13 protein-coding genes and 1 pseudogene are annotated in these 14,370 nt (G+C 71.4%); 7 read left to right on the top strand and 7 right to left on the bottom strand.

Annotated elements, in window-relative coordinates; genetic code table 11:
- Window positions 1–39: 39 nt before the first annotated feature.
- Entirely contained in the window at window positions 40–1,158 is a 1,119-nt protein-coding gene (locus ACZ69Q_RS06875) for a PrpF domain-containing protein (protein WP_471037507.1), read from the bottom strand.
- Between the two features lie 172 nt (window positions 1,159–1,330).
- On the opposite strand from ACZ69Q_RS06875, the gene ACZ69Q_RS06870 reads away from it, so the two are divergent.
- Both ACZ69Q_RS06870 and ACZ69Q_RS06865 read left to right on the top strand, forming a co-directional pair.
- Window positions 1,331–2,284, top strand: a complete 954-nt coding sequence (locus tag ACZ69Q_RS06870) for a LysR family transcriptional regulator (protein WP_471037504.1) — start codon at window positions 1,331–1,333, stop codon at window positions 2,282–2,284.
- A gap of 371 nt (window positions 2,285–2,655) precedes the next feature.
- Window positions 2,656–2,820: pseudogene (locus ACZ69Q_RS06865) on the top strand (MFS transporter); the annotation flags it as partial.
- Between the two features lie 976 nt (window positions 2,821–3,796).
- Here the strand turns inward: ACZ69Q_RS06865 and ACZ69Q_RS06860 are convergent.
- Complete coding sequence (locus ACZ69Q_RS06860) at window positions 3,797–4,762, bottom strand: pirin family protein (RefSeq protein ID WP_471037501.1); 966 nt, start codon at window positions 4,760–4,762, stop codon at window positions 3,797–3,799.
- Window positions 4,763–4,875: 113 nt separating this feature from the next.
- Here ACZ69Q_RS06860 and ACZ69Q_RS06855 point away from each other — a divergent pair, with 113 nt between their 5' ends.
- Genes ACZ69Q_RS06855 through ACZ69Q_RS06845 form a run of 3 tightly spaced genes read left to right on the top strand, consistent with a single transcriptional unit; the run spans window position 4,876 to window position 6,228 of the window.
- Complete coding sequence (locus tag ACZ69Q_RS06855) at window positions 4,876–5,379, top strand: MarR family winged helix-turn-helix transcriptional regulator (RefSeq protein WP_471037499.1); 504 nt, start codon at window positions 4,876–4,878, stop codon at window positions 5,377–5,379.
- Window positions 5,376–5,831 carry a MarR family transcriptional regulator gene (locus ACZ69Q_RS06850; protein WP_471037497.1) on the top strand — a complete coding sequence of 152 codons (456 nt, stop codon included), beginning with the start codon at window positions 5,376–5,378 and terminating at the stop codon, window positions 5,829–5,831. The genes ACZ69Q_RS06855 and ACZ69Q_RS06850 overlap by 4 nt, the downstream gene beginning before the upstream one ends.
- A gap of 49 nt (window positions 5,832–5,880) precedes the next feature.
- A complete protein-coding gene (locus ACZ69Q_RS06845) occupies window positions 5,881–6,228 on the top strand; it encodes a tetratricopeptide repeat protein (RefSeq protein ID WP_471037495.1) in 348 nt (115 codons plus the stop codon).
- A gap of 76 nt (window positions 6,229–6,304) precedes the next feature.
- Here the strand turns inward: ACZ69Q_RS06845 and ACZ69Q_RS06840 are convergent, their stop codons facing one another.
- Entirely contained in the window at window positions 6,305–7,717 is a 1,413-nt protein-coding gene (locus ACZ69Q_RS06840) for a PepSY-associated TM helix domain-containing protein (RefSeq protein WP_471037492.1), read from the bottom strand.
- A 145-nt stretch (window positions 7,718–7,862) separates the two neighbouring features.
- On the opposite strand from ACZ69Q_RS06840, the gene ACZ69Q_RS06835 reads away from it, so the two are divergent.
- Window positions 7,863–8,510, top strand: coding sequence for a peptide deformylase (locus ACZ69Q_RS06835; protein ID WP_471037489.1), 648 nt, complete (start codon window positions 7,863–7,865; stop codon window positions 8,508–8,510).
- Window positions 8,511–8,533: 23 nt separating this feature from the next.
- On the opposite strand, the gene ACZ69Q_RS06830 is transcribed toward ACZ69Q_RS06835, so the two are convergent.
- Window positions 8,534–9,967 (bottom strand): dihydrolipoyl dehydrogenase family protein, encoded by a 1,434-nt coding sequence (locus tag ACZ69Q_RS06830; RefSeq protein WP_471037487.1) that lies wholly within the window; start codon window positions 9,965–9,967, stop codon window positions 8,534–8,536.
- Between the two features lie 122 nt (window positions 9,968–10,089).
- Here ACZ69Q_RS06830 and trxA point away from each other — a divergent pair, with 122 nt between their 5' ends.
- A complete protein-coding gene (gene trxA, locus ACZ69Q_RS06825) occupies window positions 10,090–10,476 on the top strand; it encodes a thioredoxin (protein ID WP_471037484.1) in 387 nt (128 codons plus the stop codon).
- A gap of 46 nt (window positions 10,477–10,522) precedes the next feature.
- On the opposite strand, the gene ACZ69Q_RS06820 is transcribed toward trxA, so the two are convergent.
- The 3 genes from ACZ69Q_RS06820 to ACZ69Q_RS06810 form a co-directional block, all read right to left on the bottom strand.
- Window positions 10,523–11,959, bottom strand: a complete 1,437-nt coding sequence (locus tag ACZ69Q_RS06820; protein ID WP_471037481.1) for a benzaldehyde dehydrogenase — start codon at window positions 11,957–11,959, stop codon at window positions 10,523–10,525.
- A 30-nt stretch (window positions 11,960–11,989) separates the two neighbouring features.
- On the bottom strand, window positions 11,990–13,168 hold the full coding sequence (locus tag ACZ69Q_RS06815) for a 4-hydroxybenzoate 3-monooxygenase (RefSeq protein ID WP_471037478.1): 1,179 nt from the start codon (window positions 13,166–13,168) through the stop codon (window positions 11,990–11,992).
- Window positions 13,169–13,264: 96 nt separating this feature from the next.
- Window positions 13,265–14,311, bottom strand: a complete 1,047-nt coding sequence (locus ACZ69Q_RS06810) for a LacI family DNA-binding transcriptional regulator (protein WP_471037476.1) — start codon at window positions 14,309–14,311, stop codon at window positions 13,265–13,267.
- Window positions 14,312–14,370 lie beyond the last annotated feature (59 nt).

The following is a 14,370-nucleotide window of genomic DNA, read 5'->3' as shown; positions in this document are numbered from 1 at the left end:
GCTGCGAGCCGGCCTGACCGAGGTGATGTTCGTCGCGGCTCAGGCGGCTTGCGGGCTGCCTGCTTCCGGTACGTAGATTCGGGCGTCGGCGAGGAGACGGGCCGCGCGCTGCACGGTGACCCGGTGCGGCAGGCCGTCCCTCACATCGGTGCAGCGGACCGCGACGACTCCGGCGGGCGTGCCGAGCCGCAACCACTCGTCGGTCGGGCCGCCCGTGGCCCGGGAGACCACGGACCCCTCCAGCAGCCCGGCCGCCGCGACGGCGACGGCAGAGGTCAGGCCGATCGCGGGGTGCGGGGCGTTCATGCTGAGCATGCGCACCGACACGTCGTAGTCCTCGGCAGCGACCGGTTCACCGAGGGTGGTGGTGTACGGCACCGGCGGGCCGACCAGGCCCACCTTGGGCACCGCGTCGCCCGATTCCTCGCCCGGCCGGAGCAGCCCCATCAGGGGTGCGGCGGTATGACGGACGGTGCGCAGCCAGGGAACGTCCGCGGTCATCCGCTCCAGCGACTCGGCACCGGTACGCCCGGCGCTGGCGGCATCGACAAGGACGACCGGCGCTCCCGCGGTCACCATGCTCACGCGTACCGGCTCGGCGCCGCCGACCCGCAGGTCCTGGGCGGCCTGGCCGGTGGGGAGCAGTAAGGCAGTGGTACCGGCGGGGTCGCGGAAGGTGAGGCCGACCGCGACCCCGCCGGCACGGGTGCCGGGTACCGTCTGGCGGCCGAAGTGCTGCACCACGCCTCCGTGGGTGTCGACGATCCCTTCAAGGACCGCGCCGGTATTGGTGTTGCGCATCACCACGCGCGTCCGGTCGCCGGTGACCGGAACCATTCCTTTGGTCACCGCGTACAGGGCGACGCCGGTGGCGCAGTTGCCGCAGTTGCTCGTCCACTCCACCGAGCCCGTCCCGATGCCGACTTGGGCGAACAGGTAGTCGACGTCGACGCCGGGCTCGGGTGAGGCGCTGACCACGGCCGCTTTCGAGGTGGTGGGGGTCGCCCCGCCCACACCGTCCAGCTCCACGGGATCGGTGGCGCCGTACGCGGCGACCAGCAGCCTTTCGAGGTCGCCACGGTCGGTCGGGACTTCGACCTGGTTGAACAGCCAGCACTTGCTTGTGCCGCCACGCACCAGGGTCGCGGGAATGTGCACGTCTGAGGCTCTTCCTGGGTCAACGGAGGTAGGGAAAAGGGCCGAGGCAGCGGTTACGGGCGCATTGCGGGCCGGTGAACCGCTCGGCGATTGCGGAGACCTTCGCAGAGGCATGACTTCGGAACAATCGCAGTTCGCTTCACCTGGGTTTAGCTCAGCTAAAGTCGATGGCATGCTCAACGTGCGTCGCCTGCTGCTGCTCACCGAGGCCACCGAACGCGGATCACTCACTGCCGCGGCGGAAGCCCTCGGCATGACCACCTCCGCCGCCTCCCAGCAGATGTCCCTGCTGGAGCAGGAGGCAGGGCAGCCCCTCATCGAGCGGCTGCCGCGTGGTATCCGCCCCACCCCGGCGGGTGCCGCGCTGGCGGAACGCGGTCAGGCCATCCGCCGGGAGCTCCGTGCCGCCCAGGCCGACCTGGACTCCTTCACCGCCCTCGACCAGGGCACCTTGCGGCTCGGTTCCTTCCCCACGGCGAGCGCATCCCTGCTGCCGCTCGCGCTCACCCGCTTCCGACGCCGCCACGCAGGCATCCGCATCGAGGTACGCGCCGGAGTCCTCGCGGAGCTCAGGGAGATGCTGCACACCGGCGAGGTGGAGCAGGGGCTGCTCTGGGACTACGAATGGAACCGCCTCGACGATCCGGCGCTCTCCCTCACCCACCTGCTGGACGACCCGACGGTGCTGGTCGTCCCCGCCGACTCGCCCCTGCGCACACATCCCTCCGTGCGCCTCGGCGACCTCGCCGACCAGGAGTGGATCATCCGCGCCGACAACCACCCCGTCGCCGACGTCCTGCGCCGAAGTTGTCGCCAGGCGGGATTCGAGCCGCGCATCGCCTACTCATCGCACGACTACCAGGAGGCGCAGGCCATGGTCGCCGCCGGTCTCGGCATCGCGCTCGCACCCCGCCTGGCCCTCACCAGCCGACGCAGCGACGTACGCCTCCTGCCGTTCGCCTCCGACGTCCCGGCCCCCACCCGCCGCATCCTCCTCGCACGCGCCGCGGCACGCCCCGCCACCCCACCCGCCCAGGCGATGGCCCGCGTCCTGCGCACGGTGGCGCAGCGATTCACCACCCCAGACCTGCACCGGGCCCAGCTCGGGGCGGTCCGGCGGAACTGACGGCGCGGCCACAGCGGGTCCAGCCGGTACTCGGCGCACAGATGGCGAAGGACAAGGTGGAGCCGCCGACCGCTGTTGTCGTCGACGGCGGCAAAGGGCAGGTCCTCGGGACGGCCTCGTGGGATGCAAGGCGCAGAGAGCGACAGCAACGCTCGGGGTATCGGGGTCAGCATCAACAGGTAACCGGTGTGGACCTGCTGGTGTGGGCGCCCGCATCATCGACCAGACCCGCGGCGGGCGAGACTCGGCCCGATGAGATGTCCAGGCCGACCACGGCCAAACGGAGGCCGGTCACTGACGGGACCTCGGAGAATGACGGACACCTCCATGACCGATCTCATCACCCTCGTCCTGACCCGCCGAACCAGCCGGTCCTGACCCAACTCACCTTCAGCAGCAGCTTCTACGCCGTCCTGCCGTTACTGGCCGAGCACCTCGGCACCACGTTCGGCATGGCGGGGTGGATGGTCGGCTTCGTCCCGGGCCTGCGGACCTTCAGCCAGCAGGGCCTCTTCGTGGTCGGCGGAACACTCAGTAGTGCCCGTTTCCGGTACACCGGGCCGGCCCTTGAGGCAGGGGTCGCCTTCCTCGGCCTGCAGACCACGGCCGTGCGTACCCAGCCGGTCAATGCACCTCTGCAACAGAGCGTTGATGTCCATCGAGTTGGGGACGTCGTCATCACGCTGGTCGATGCGGACGAGGTGGTGGAAGGGCCAGATCTGGCCGCCGTGGGGTGTGGCCGGAGAGTTGGAGGTCGATGCCGGGTGCGGCGTCCCGGCACAACCGGTACGCGTGTGAATGTCCGGCGGTCCACGAGCCGAGGGATACGGCGTCGACGGATGACCAGGCTGACCGCGAACGCGTGGCGCTGACGAGTCGGCGTGTACAGCTCGGCCCTCGCCGGAGCCCTGAACGGCGCCGACCCCGAGCTACCCGTCCTGCTCCTGGCACACCAGCCAACCGGGGTGCCTGCTGCCCGGGGGGAACAGGCTCACCACCATCCGGCGCGGCGGCCGCGTGTACCAAGAACCTGCTAGCCACTCTCCGGCGCAGCGCATTTCGGATCGGACACTGGCAGCGCGCCTGGTAGTACAGGCGTCGGGTGTCGCTGACCTGCGTAGAACGTGGGCAGGTATGGCTCGTTGGAGCAGCCGGCCCGGGAATGGTCCGGATCTTGTCCTCGGCGAGACGGGCCTTCCGCAACGCCTGACTCGACCGCCAGTCAGGTCAGCATCGGTCCGGACACCACCGAACCTGCAAACGCCTACGCAAGCGCCGAAGCTGGGAAAAGAGTCCCTACTCCGAGCCTGACAAGGCGTCAGCAAAGTCAGCATCAGGTCAGCAAGAGTCCTGCCAAAGCCACCCACAGACAGCCACACCGTGGAATCGCCAACCGCACCGGCCTGAGCCGGCCGGCTGTTCGGACGCCTTCCGGCAAGCAGGTGGAAGGCAGCGAGAATGGCCCGACCGTCTTCTGACCCGCGGCCACCAATGCTGACGCGTTCCCGCAGGTCAGCGCACCCTTCCCCGCGGTTTCAACGGCACCGGCGGCAGTTCCGGTGCGGGCAGGGGAGCACCGTCGTACCCCTTCACCTCCCCGAACCGGGAGCCTTCCATCCAGTCCTGACGGGCCTGTCCGATCTCTTCCTGAGATCGCCCGATCCAGTTCCAGAACATGATCAGCTCCTCCTCGAACGGCTCGCCGCCGAGGAGCATCAGGCCGGCGTCCGACTCCGCGCGCAGCGGGAGTTCGGTGCGGCCGCAGCCGAGGTAGAGCATGGAGCCGGGCAGCACCGGCACGCCGTCCACGTGGGCCTCGCCGGACATGGACAGGACGGCGTACTCGAAGTCCGGCTCCAGCGGGAGCCGTACGTCGGCGCCGCGGGTCAGGGCCAGGTCGGCGCCGACGATCGGCGTGTACGTCGTGCCGGGCGAGACCGCGCCGTCGAGGCCGCCGAGGATCAGCGTGGCGCGCAGGCCCGGTGCCGTGACCGTCGGCAGCTCGCCGTGGTGTTCGAAGTGCGGGTCGGTGTGCCGGTGGCTGTCCGGGAGGGCGACCCAGAGCTGTGCGCCGTGCAGGAAGCGGGCGTGCGACTTCGGGCTCTCCTCGGAGTGGCTGATCGCCCGGCCGGAGGTCATCAGGCCCAGCTCTCGCGGACGGATCGTCTGGAGGCTGCCCGTCGAGTCGCGGTGCAGCACCTCGCCCTCGTGCAGCCAGCTCACCGTCTGCAGGCCCATGTGCGGGTGCGGCGGCACCTGCATGCCGGGCTCTTCGGCGATGTCGTCGGGTCCGTAGTGATCGACGAAGCACCAGGCGCCGACCATGCGGCGGCCCAGGTTGGGCAGCAGGCGGCGGACTTCGGTGGATTCGCCGAGCTTGACGCGGCGAGGGCTGAGAAGTTCGCGTACGGGCTCCGCCACGACGAAGCCGCGGCCGCCGCAGACGGCGGGCACTGCTTCGCGATCAAGATTGCTCATGAGGCCCAACCTAGCCCTGCCGGGGCCGCCTCGTCAGTCCGTAACCCGCGGCTGGCTCGATGCGTTCGAGAGAATAGTAGCCATGGCTATAGTCGCCATGTACTGTATTTGCCATGAGCAAGGGATCCGAGAACGCCTCACCGGGGTTCCTGGTGTGGCGCCTGTCCACGAAGTGGCGGGTCGCGGTCGACCGGGCCGTAACCCCACTGGGGCTCACCCACGCGCAGTACGCGCTGGTCGCCTCGCTCCACGGCATGCAGCGCCGCGGAGAGCGCCCCAGTCAGCGGCGCCTCGCCGACCACACCGGGCTGGAACCGCTGTACGTCTCCAAGCTGGCGCGTTCCCTGGAATCGGCCGGCCTCCTCGAACGCACCCGGGACCCCCGTGACCCGCGCGCCGTACAGCTCGCACTGACCGAGCAGGGGCGGGAGCGGACCCGGCAGGCGATCAAGGTCGTACAGGCGCTTCTGCAACAGCTACTCGCGCCGCTCGGCGGACTGGACAGCGCTCGCACACGGGAGTTCACCCGCGAGTTGACGACCCTGCTCGACGTACCACTCGACGTATCACTCGACCCGTTCGTCATCGACGGTGAGCCCGACAAGGAGCAGTCATGACCACCACCACTCCCCTGGTCGACCCCCGGGTCATAGCCCTGGCCCACTACGCCGGCCGCGCGTTGCTCGAGAACGTGCTGGCCCGCCACGGATCGACCTTCCAGCAGTCCGTCACCCTCCGGCTGGTGGCCGTGGCCGATGCGCCGGTCGACCGCGCCGCCCTGGTCGACGGCGTCGTCGGCGCGCTGAAGATCGACGCGTCGGAGGTCCACTCCGTGATCGACGAGCTGATCGCGGCGGAGCTGCTGGCCGCTCAGGAGCCGTCCGCGGTGCGGATCACGGACGCCGGACGGGAGCGGTACGCGAGCACGTCCGCCGCAACCGCTCCGATCACCGCCCGTATCTACGACGGCATCCCGAAGGAGGACCTGGCCACCGCCGGACGGGTGCTGACCCTCATCACCGAGCGCGCCAACGCCGAGCTCGCCGCCCTGACCACCGGCGGGAAGTAGTGGAATATTGAACCACTGCCCTTCGTTGAGCGCGACGAAGGAGGTCAGAGTGGAGACGATGTACTACGACCACGGAACACCGGCCGAGCGCTGGGAGCGCGCGCTGCTGTTCTTCGACGCCAAGGACTACGCGGGTGCCGCGCGCGTCCTCGTCCAGTTGGTCGAGGAGGTGCCGGAGCAGACGGGTCCGCGGCTGCTGCTGGCGCGGGCCTACTACCACTCGGCCCAACTGCGGCGAGCGGAGGCCGAGTTGCGCGTCATCATCGAGCGCGACCCTGTCGAGCAGTACGCCCGGCTGATGCTGGGCCGCACCCTCCAGCGCCAGGGGCGGAACGAGGAGGCGGAGCCGCACATGCGTCTGGCTTCCGCGCTGGCGGGTGACTTCGAGCAGCTCTGAGCCGGTTCGGCAAGCGCGGAGCGGCAAATGGGGCCCGGTTCCCCCCCGGAACCGGGCCCCAAGTCATGCACGCGTCCTAGCTCGCGCTGCCGCTCGCCTCCGCCGGGGTCCGCTTCCCCCGCCGGTGGGATATCTCGCCGAGCACGACGTCCACGACGACGAAGGCCGCCAGCGAGATGCCCAGCAGCGGCACGAAGTAGCCGATCACCACGACGACCGCCACCAGCGGGACCAGGATCTGCGGCGGCACCTGCTGCCAGGCGCCACGCGGAATGGGCCGGCCGAAGGCGGAGCCGCGGCCGCGCTGCCACCACATGCGGTAGCCCCACACGATCAGCAGGATCAGGGCGAGCGTGAGCGCCATCAGCCCGATCTGGTTGACCAGCCCGAACAGGACCCCGGTGTGCAGGTCGATGCCCCAGCGGGTCAGTTTGGCGAGCACCGGGTAGTCGGCGAACCGCAGCACGTCGGTCACCTCGCCGCTCGCCGGGTCGATCGCGACCGAGTCCTGCTTGGTCGGCCAGCTCCGCTGCACCTGCTTGACGACGTACGCGGAGGACGCGTCGGCGGGCGGCACGATCTCCACCGGGTCGCCGAGCCCCTCGGCGCGCGCGGCCGCCAGGACCTTGTCGAGGCCGACGCCGTGGTCGCCGCTCCCGCCCGCACCGGCGGCGCCGCCGTGCCCCCCGTGCTCGCCGCCCGCCGAGGCCGAGATGGACGGGGTCGCCTGACGCAGCGAGGTGCGCAACTCGTCGATGTTGGCGCCGGCGTACGTCGACCAGGTCAGGCCGGTCGCCGAGAGGAAGAGGAAGCCGAGGGCGGCCCAGACGCCCACGGTGCCGTGCAGGCCGAGCGTGCGGCGGCGACCGCTGGTGCCGCGCACCTTGCGCAGGGCCCGGCGTCGGGAGAACCACAGCACCAGTCCGCCGGCCGCGATCACCCACAGCCAGCTTGCCGCCAACTCGCTGTAGAGACGGCCGGTTTCGCCGAGGTGGAGGTCGCGGTGGAACTCGTCGATCCAGGTGCGCAGCGGCAGCGCGCCGGTCGAGCCGTACTGTTCGAGGGCGCCGCGCACCTCAGCGGTGTACGGGTCGACGAACACGGCCAGCGCGTGGTCGGCGTCGACGCCCTCGACGCCGGACAACATGACCCGGGTCGACTCGTCGTCGGCCGGGGAGGGCCGTACCGCGGAGACCGTGCCCTCGGGGTGGGCCTTGCGTGCGGCGGCGACCTGCTCGGATATCGGCAGTTTCGCGTCACCGACCGGGACGGTCATCTCGTGTGAGTAGACGAACCTCTCGGCCTGGAAGGCCCCGGCGTACAGGAATCCGGTGGCCGCGGCGACGAGGAGGAACGGCGCGACGAGGACTCCGGCGTAGAAGTGCAGACGCAGGATCAGCGGGCGCAGCGGTGCCCATCTGCGAGGCGACGACGCCGGGGCGTCGGACGGTGACGTCTCCGCCGTGGCGGTCGTGGGAGCGGTGGACATCGGCGGCTTCTCCGGGGAGTGGGGAGTTTCTCTGCTGTGGCGGTCCAGTAGTCGGAGAGCGGGACCGCCGAGTTCCCGGCATCTCAAGTGACGTACGCCACAGGGGAGTCCACACGTCGCGCGGGCGCCATGGCATTCTGGCGCGATGCCACTTCCGAACCATCGCGCACCGCTGGCCGAGCAGGTCGAGCAACTCCTGGCCACCGAGGGCCCGTTGCCCATCGTGGCCGCCGGCGACCCGGTGCTCCGGCGCCCCACCGAGCGCTTCGACGGTCAGCTCGACCCGGCCCTGCTGGCCCGCTTCGTGGCGGCCCTGCGCCTCACGATGCACGCGGCGCCGGGCGTGGGCGTCGCCGCGCCGCAGGTGGGCGTGTCGTTGCGGATCGCGGTCATCGAGGATCCGGCACCGGTGCCGGAGGAGGTACGGCTGGTGCGCGGGCGGGTGCCGCAGCCGTTCCGGGTGCTCGTGAACCCGTCGTACGAAGGAGTGGGCGCCCGGCGTGCCGCGTTCTTCGAGGGCTGTCTGAGCGTCCCGGGCTATCAGGCGGTGGTCGCCCGCTACGCCGAGGTGCGGCTGACCGGCGAAGACGAGCACGGGCACGCCGTCGACGAGGTGTTCACGGGGTGGCCCGCCCGCATCGTGCAGCACGAGACGGACCACCTCGACGGTGTGCTCTATCTGGACCGGGCCGAACTGCGCTCGCTCTCCTCCAATCAGGCGATGGCGGAGTACTGGGCCCAGCCGTCCCCGGACGGGGCGGCCGGGGCCCTCGGCTTCACGCTGCCGGACTGAACCGCAGCCGGTCAGCGTATGCGTCAGTTGTCCCGGTACGACTCCAGCAGCCGCAGCCACACCTCGCTGATCGTCGGATACGACGGGACCGCGTGCCAGAGCCGGCTGATCGGCACCTGCCCGACGACCGCGATCGTCGCCGAGTGGATGAGCTCGCCGACACCGGGGCCGACGAAGGTCACGCCGAGGAGGATCTCGCGCTCCAGGTCGACGACCATACGGGCACGGCCCCGGTAGTTGTCGCCGTACAGCGAGGCGCCCGCAACCGAGGCGAGGTCGTAGTCGACCGCGCGCACCCGGTGGCCGGCCTGCTCCGCCTCCGCCAGGGACAGACCGATGGCGGCGGCCTCCGGGTCGGTGAAGACGACCTGGGGGACGGCGGCGTGGTCGGCGGTGGCGGTGTGGGCGCTCCACGGGTCCGATTCGAGCAGGGGTACGCCGGAGGCACGGGCGGCGATGGCCGCGCCCGCGATACGGGCCTGGTACTTGCCCTGATGGGTGAGCAGTGCGCGGTGGTTGATGTCGCCGACCGCGTACAGCCACTCGCTGCCGGTGACGCGCAGGCTGTCGTCGACCTCCAGCCAGGTGCCTGGCTCCAGGCCGACGGTGTCCAGGCCGATGTCGTCGGTGCGCGGGGCACGGCCGGTCGCGAAGAGGATCTCGTCGGCCTCGATGCGGTCGCCGGTGTCGGTGACGGCCACGACGTTGCCGTTCTCCCTGGTCACCGAGGTGACCGAGGTGCCGGTGCGGACGTCGACGCCCGCCTCGGTGAGCGCCTCGGCGACCATTTCGCCGGCGAAGGGCTCCATACGGTTCAGCAGGCCCTTGCCGCGCACCAGGAGCGTGACGTGCGAGCCGAGGGCGTGCCAGGCCGTGGCCATCTCGGTGGCGACAACTCCCCCGCCGACCACGATGAGCCGGCCGGGCACGGTCTGCGAGCTGGTGGCCTCTCGGCTGGTCCAGGGCTTGATCTCGGCGAGCCCCGGCAGGTCGGGCAGGACGGCCCGGCTGCCGGTGGACACGGCGACGGCGTGCCGGGCGGTCAGGACGTGCCGGACGCCGTCCGAGCCGGTCACCTCCACCGTTCGGGGCCCGGCGAGGCGGCCGTGGCCGCGGTAGAAGTCGGCGCCGATGCCGGACAGCCACTGGACCTGGCCGTCGTCGTTCCAGTCCCCGGTGAATCCGTTGCGGCGGGCGAGGACGGCGGCCGCGTCCAGGGGGCCCTGCACGGCCTGGGAGAGGCCCGGGAGGCGGCGGGCGTCGGCCTGGGCGAGGCCGGGGCGCAGCAGGGCCTTGCTGGGCATGCAGGCCCAGTACGAGCATTCGCCGCCGACGAGCTCGCTCTCCACGACCGCGGTGGACAGGCCGGCCGCACGGGTGCGGTCCGCGACGTTCTCCCCCACGGGCCCTGCACCGAGCACTACGACGTCGTAAGCGATGGAATCCGTTTCCGTCATGGGCTCAGTCTTACGGGTGGTGTGCGGCGTGGCCACACGGGTACGCGCGCGGAATACGTGACCGTACGGTCGTGTTGTCGCCGACGGCTTCGCCCCCGACACCAGGAAGAGGGAATTACGCCATGAGCAGCACCGTGGAGCTCACCAAGGAGAACTTCGACCAGACGGTCACGGACAACGAGTTCGTTCTGATCGACTTCTGGGCGTCCTGGTGCGGGCCCTGCCGTCAGTTCGCCCCCGTTTACGAGAAGGCAGCCGACGAGAACCCGGACCTCGTGTTCGGCAAGGTCGACACCGAGGCGCAGCCGGAGCTGGCCGCCGCCTTCGGCATCCAGTCGATCCCGACGCTGATGATCGTCCGTGACCGTGTCGCCGTGTTCGCGCAGCCGGGCGCCCTGCCCGAGGCCGCCCTCACGGACGTCATCGGGCAGGCCCGCAAGCTCGACATGGACGAGGTCCACAAGGCCGTCGCCGCCCAGCAGGCGCAGGCCGAGCAGGACGGCCAGTAGGAACCGGCAGGGACCGGATCCGCAAGGCGGCCTCGAGGGGCCGGACCTAGAAGGGGTACGGCGCCACGTCGCCGCGCACCGTCGTCCAGCGCACGTCGGTGAACGCCTCCAGGTTGGCCTCGCCGCCGAACCGGGCGCCGGTGCCGGAGGCGGCGACACCTCCGAACGGTGCGACGGCCTCGTCGTTCACGGTCTGGTCGTTGATGTGCACGATGCCGGTCGGGATGCGCTCGGCCAGGTCCAGGCCCCGGGCGGCGTCCCGGGTGACGATGCCCAGGGAGAGGCCGTAGGAACTCGCCGAGGCGAGGGCCGCGGCCTCGTCGGCTGTCGCGAAGGAACGAACCGGCGCGACCGGGCCGAAGACCTCCTCCGCGTACGCGGGGGTGTCGTCGTCCACGCCGGCGAGCACGGTCGGCCGGTAGAACAGCTCCTCGTGGGTGCCGCCGGCGGCCAGCTTGGCGCCCCGGGAGGTGCTGGCCTCCACCAGGCCGTGCACCTTGCCGAGCTGACCGGAGTCGATCAGCGGGCCGAGGTGGACCTCGGCGCGGTGCGGGTCGCCGACCGCGAGTGAGTCCGCCTTGGCGGCGAGACGCTCGACGTACTCCTCGTACAGCGACCGGTGGACGAGGTGGCGGCCGGTCGTCATGCAGATCTGGCCCTGGTGGAAGAAGGATCCCCAGGCGGCCGTGGAGATCACGGCGTCGAGGTCGGCGTCCTCCAGCACGATCAGGGCCGAGTTGCCGCCGAGCTCCAGGTGCGCGCGCTTGAGATGGCGGCCGGCCGCCTCGCCGACGGCCCGGCCCGCGGCCGTGGAGCCGGTGAAGGAGATGACCGGCACGCGCGGGTCCGCGACCAGTGCCTGGCCCGCCTCCGGGCCGCCCGGCAGCACATGCAGCAGCCCCTCGGGCAGACCGGCCTCCGCGAAGACGGCGGCGAGCGACAGACCGCCGCAGACCGCCGTGCGCGGGTCCGGCTTCAGGACCACGGCGTTGCCGAGCGCGAGGGCCGGGGCGACGGAGCGGATGGAGAGGATCAGCGGGGCGTTGAACGGCGCGATCACGCCGACCACGCCGACCGGGACCCTGCGCGTGTACGACAGGCGGGGTGCCTCGCTGGGCAGGACGTGCCCGGCCGGGCGGGAGGCGAGGGCGGCGGCCTCGTAGCACTCCTGGGCGGCGACGTGCAGCTCGAAGTCGGCCTTGCCGGGGATGGAGCCGGACTCGCGGACGAGCCATCCGCGCAGTTCGTCGGCGTGCGCGGCGAACAGGTCGCCGGCCTTGCGCAGCACCGAGGCACGGACGAAGTGCGGGAGGCGGGCCCACTCCGCCTGGGCGGTGCGGGCGGCCTCGGTCGCGGTGCCGACGTCCTCGGCGGTGGCCAGGGTGACGGTGCCGAGTTTGTCGCCCGTGGCGGGCTCGGTGACGGTGTACTCGCCTCCCGACAGGGAGGGGGACTGCCAGGTGCTGGGGTCGAGCAACGGCATTGCGACTCTCCGTTCGATCACCGGCGGGACTCACAGCGGGAGCGGAAGTCCCGAGTAGTTCACCGCCAGTTCGGCGGCGGCGTGGCGGGATGCGGTGATCCGGCGCAGACGTGCGAGCTGCATCCGGTGGTCGAACGCATCCCCGTTTGGTTGAGCGTGCAACATCTTAGTCATGTCGTCCGAGAACCGGGTGGCCTGCCACACCCGCCCGAGGCACGACTGCGAGTACGTGTCGAGGAGTTGCGTACTCCCTGTGCGATGCAGCTCGATGAAGGCGCGGGCCAGCACCCTTACGTCCGACACGGCGAGGTTGAGGCCCTTGGCGCCCGTCGGCGGGACGATGTGCGCCGCGTCCCCGGCGAGCAGCAGGCGGCCGTGCCGCATCGGTTCGTGGACGTAACTGCGCATCGTCGTCACCGACTTGGCGGTGACGGGGCCGCGCTCCAGGGTCCAGTCGCCGTCGATCGCGAACCGGGCGGCCAGTTCGTCCCAGATGCGGCCGTCGGACCAGTCGTCGGGGTCGGTGCCGTTGGGGACCTGGAGGTAGAGCCGGGAGACGGACGGTGAGCGCATGCTGTGCAGAGCGAAGCCGCGCTCACCGCGCGCGTAGATCAACTCGTCGCAGGACGGGGGCACTTCGGCCATGATGCCGAGCCAGGAGTACGGATACTCGTGCGCGTACGAGCGGCCCGCCCCGGCTGGGAAGGCGCCGCGGGCGATGCCGTGGAAGCCGTCGCAGCCGGCGACCCAGTCGCAGGCCAGGGTGCGTTCGCGGCCCTCGTGCACGAACCGCACGGCGGGCGCGGTGCTGTTCGGCTCCTCGACGGCGAGCGCCTCGGCCTCGAACAACAGCGGTGGTCCGTCCGCGAGTTGCAGCGCGACGAGGTCCTTCACGATCTCGGTCTGGGCGTAGATCGTCACCGTACGGCCGCCGGTCAGGGCCGGGAAGTCGATGTGGTGGCGTTCCCGGTCGAAGCGCAGCTCGATGCCCTGGTGCACCAGGCCCTCGGCACTCAGCCGCTCGGCGGCGCCGGCCTCGCGCAGCGCGTCGACCGTGCCCTGCTCCAGCATTCCGGCCCGCTGGCGCTGCTCGACGTACTCGCGGGTCCTGGCCTCCAGGACCACGCAGTCGATGCCCGCGCGGTGCAGCAGCCGGGCGAGGAGCAGCCCGGCGGGGCCGCCGCCGATGATGCCGACCGTCGTGCGCATTCCACGCCTCCCTGAGTTCGACGGTACGTCGGCCCGGCTCGTCAGGGCCTGCTGGAACCGCGGCGCGGGCGGGACGCCCGGGACAGGCCCCGCGGGTCAGCTCGACTCTCGGTGCACCACAGTCGCCCCCAGCACCTTGTGCGTCCCGGGCGCGGCGCCGGGGCTGCGCACCGCGCGGTCGACCAGCTCCGCGAGGTCCCGGCCGGACGGCAGCTCGATGTGGACGGTGCTCAGCCTAGGCCGCAGCAGCCGTCCGAGCATCAGGTCGTCGGCGCCGATGACGGCGGTCTCGGCGGGGACGCGGACGCCCTCGTCCTGAAGGGCACGCGTCAGCAGCATCGCGTACTCGTCGTTGTAGGCGAACACGGCGTCGAGGCCGAGGTCGCGCCAGCGGGCGGCGAGCCGCGCCGCGGACCGCTCCTCGTAGGCGAGGGGCAGCTCGGTGAGGGTGGCGTCGGTGCCGTACAGGGCACGGCGCACGCCTTGCAGACGGGGCGCCGAGAAGGACTCCAGTCCGTCCTCCTCGGGCATGACGACGCCGATCCGGCGCCTGCCGCGGTCGTACAGGTGGGCGGCGGCGCAGTGGCCGACGGCTTCGTAGTCCATCACCAGGGCGTGTGCCCCCTCGACCGACTCGGGGCCGAGGGTCACGACGGCCCGGGCGCCGGAGCGCTTGAGGACCGTGACGCCCTTCGGGCCGAGGCCGGCGCCCGACACCAGGACGGCGACGGGGCGCAGCTCGGCCCAGGCGCGGGCGGCCTCGTCGCCGTGCAGGCCGACGCTGCCGTGCTGGACGACCGTGTAGTCGAGACGGCCGAGGGCGAGCTGGAGTTCGCTGAGGAACCGGCTGTACAGGGAGCCGACGGGGAAGCTCGGCGCGGGCATCAGGACCATGCGGCTGTTCCCGGCGCGCAGGCTGCGGGCCGCGGCGTGCGGAACGTAGCCCAGCTCCTTGGCGGCCTCGTGGACGCGGCGGCGGGTGGGCTCGCTGATGCGGACGGCACTGGTGTTGTTGAGGACGTAGGAGACGGTCGCGCGCGAGACGCCGGCCAGGCGGGCCACATCGGCGCTCGTGGGTACCGAGCGCTGTGCGGGGGAAGCGGGCGCGGGCGTTTTCGGTATCTGCACCATGACGTACGGCATCTTTGCAGAACCTGTGCGCACGGTTCCGATTAGGGTCCGCCGCCGCCCGGTTGAGGTGT

Source organism: Streptomyces sp. NPDC036764 (assembly GCF_055609385.1).
The sequence above is the reverse complement of the archived record's forward strand: the minus strand, read 5'-3'. Positions and strand labels throughout refer to the sequence as shown.

What these genes read in the sequence shown, in the direction of transcription:
- ACZ69Q_RS06870 (WP_471037504.1), top strand. Translation starts at nt 1,331, where the DNA reads ATGCTCAACGTGCGTCGCCTGCTGCTGCTCACCGAGGCCACCGAACGC.
- ACZ69Q_RS06860 (WP_471037501.1), bottom strand. Translation starts at nt 4,762, where the DNA reads ATGAGCAATCTTGATCGCGAAGCAGTGCCCGCCGTCTGCGGCGGCCGC.
- ACZ69Q_RS06855 (WP_471037499.1), top strand. Translation starts at nt 4,876, where the DNA reads ATGAGCAAGGGATCCGAGAACGCCTCACCGGGGTTCCTGGTGTGGCGC.
- ACZ69Q_RS06850 (WP_471037497.1), top strand. Translation starts at nt 5,376, where the DNA reads ATGACCACCACCACTCCCCTGGTCGACCCCCGGGTCATAGCCCTGGCC.
- ACZ69Q_RS06840 (WP_471037492.1), bottom strand. Translation starts at nt 7,717, where the DNA reads ATGTCCACCGCTCCCACGACCGCCACGGCGGAGACGTCACCGTCCGAC.
- ACZ69Q_RS06835 (WP_471037489.1), top strand. Translation starts at nt 7,863, where the DNA reads ATGCCACTTCCGAACCATCGCGCACCGCTGGCCGAGCAGGTCGAGCAA.
- ACZ69Q_RS06830 (WP_471037487.1), bottom strand. Translation starts at nt 9,967, where the DNA reads ATGACGGAAACGGATTCCATCGCTTACGACGTCGTAGTGCTCGGTGCA.
- trxA (WP_471037484.1), top strand. Translation starts at nt 10,090, where the DNA reads ATGAGCAGCACCGTGGAGCTCACCAAGGAGAACTTCGACCAGACGGTC.
- ACZ69Q_RS06820 (WP_471037481.1), bottom strand. Translation starts at nt 11,959, where the DNA reads ATGCCGTTGCTCGACCCCAGCACCTGGCAGTCCCCCTCCCTGTCGGGA.
- ACZ69Q_RS06815 (WP_471037478.1), bottom strand. Translation starts at nt 13,168, where the DNA reads ATGCGCACGACGGTCGGCATCATCGGCGGCGGCCCCGCCGGGCTGCTC.
- ACZ69Q_RS06810 (WP_471037476.1), bottom strand. Translation starts at nt 14,311, where the DNA reads ATGCCGTACGTCATGGTGCAGATACCGAAAACGCCCGCGCCCGCTTCC.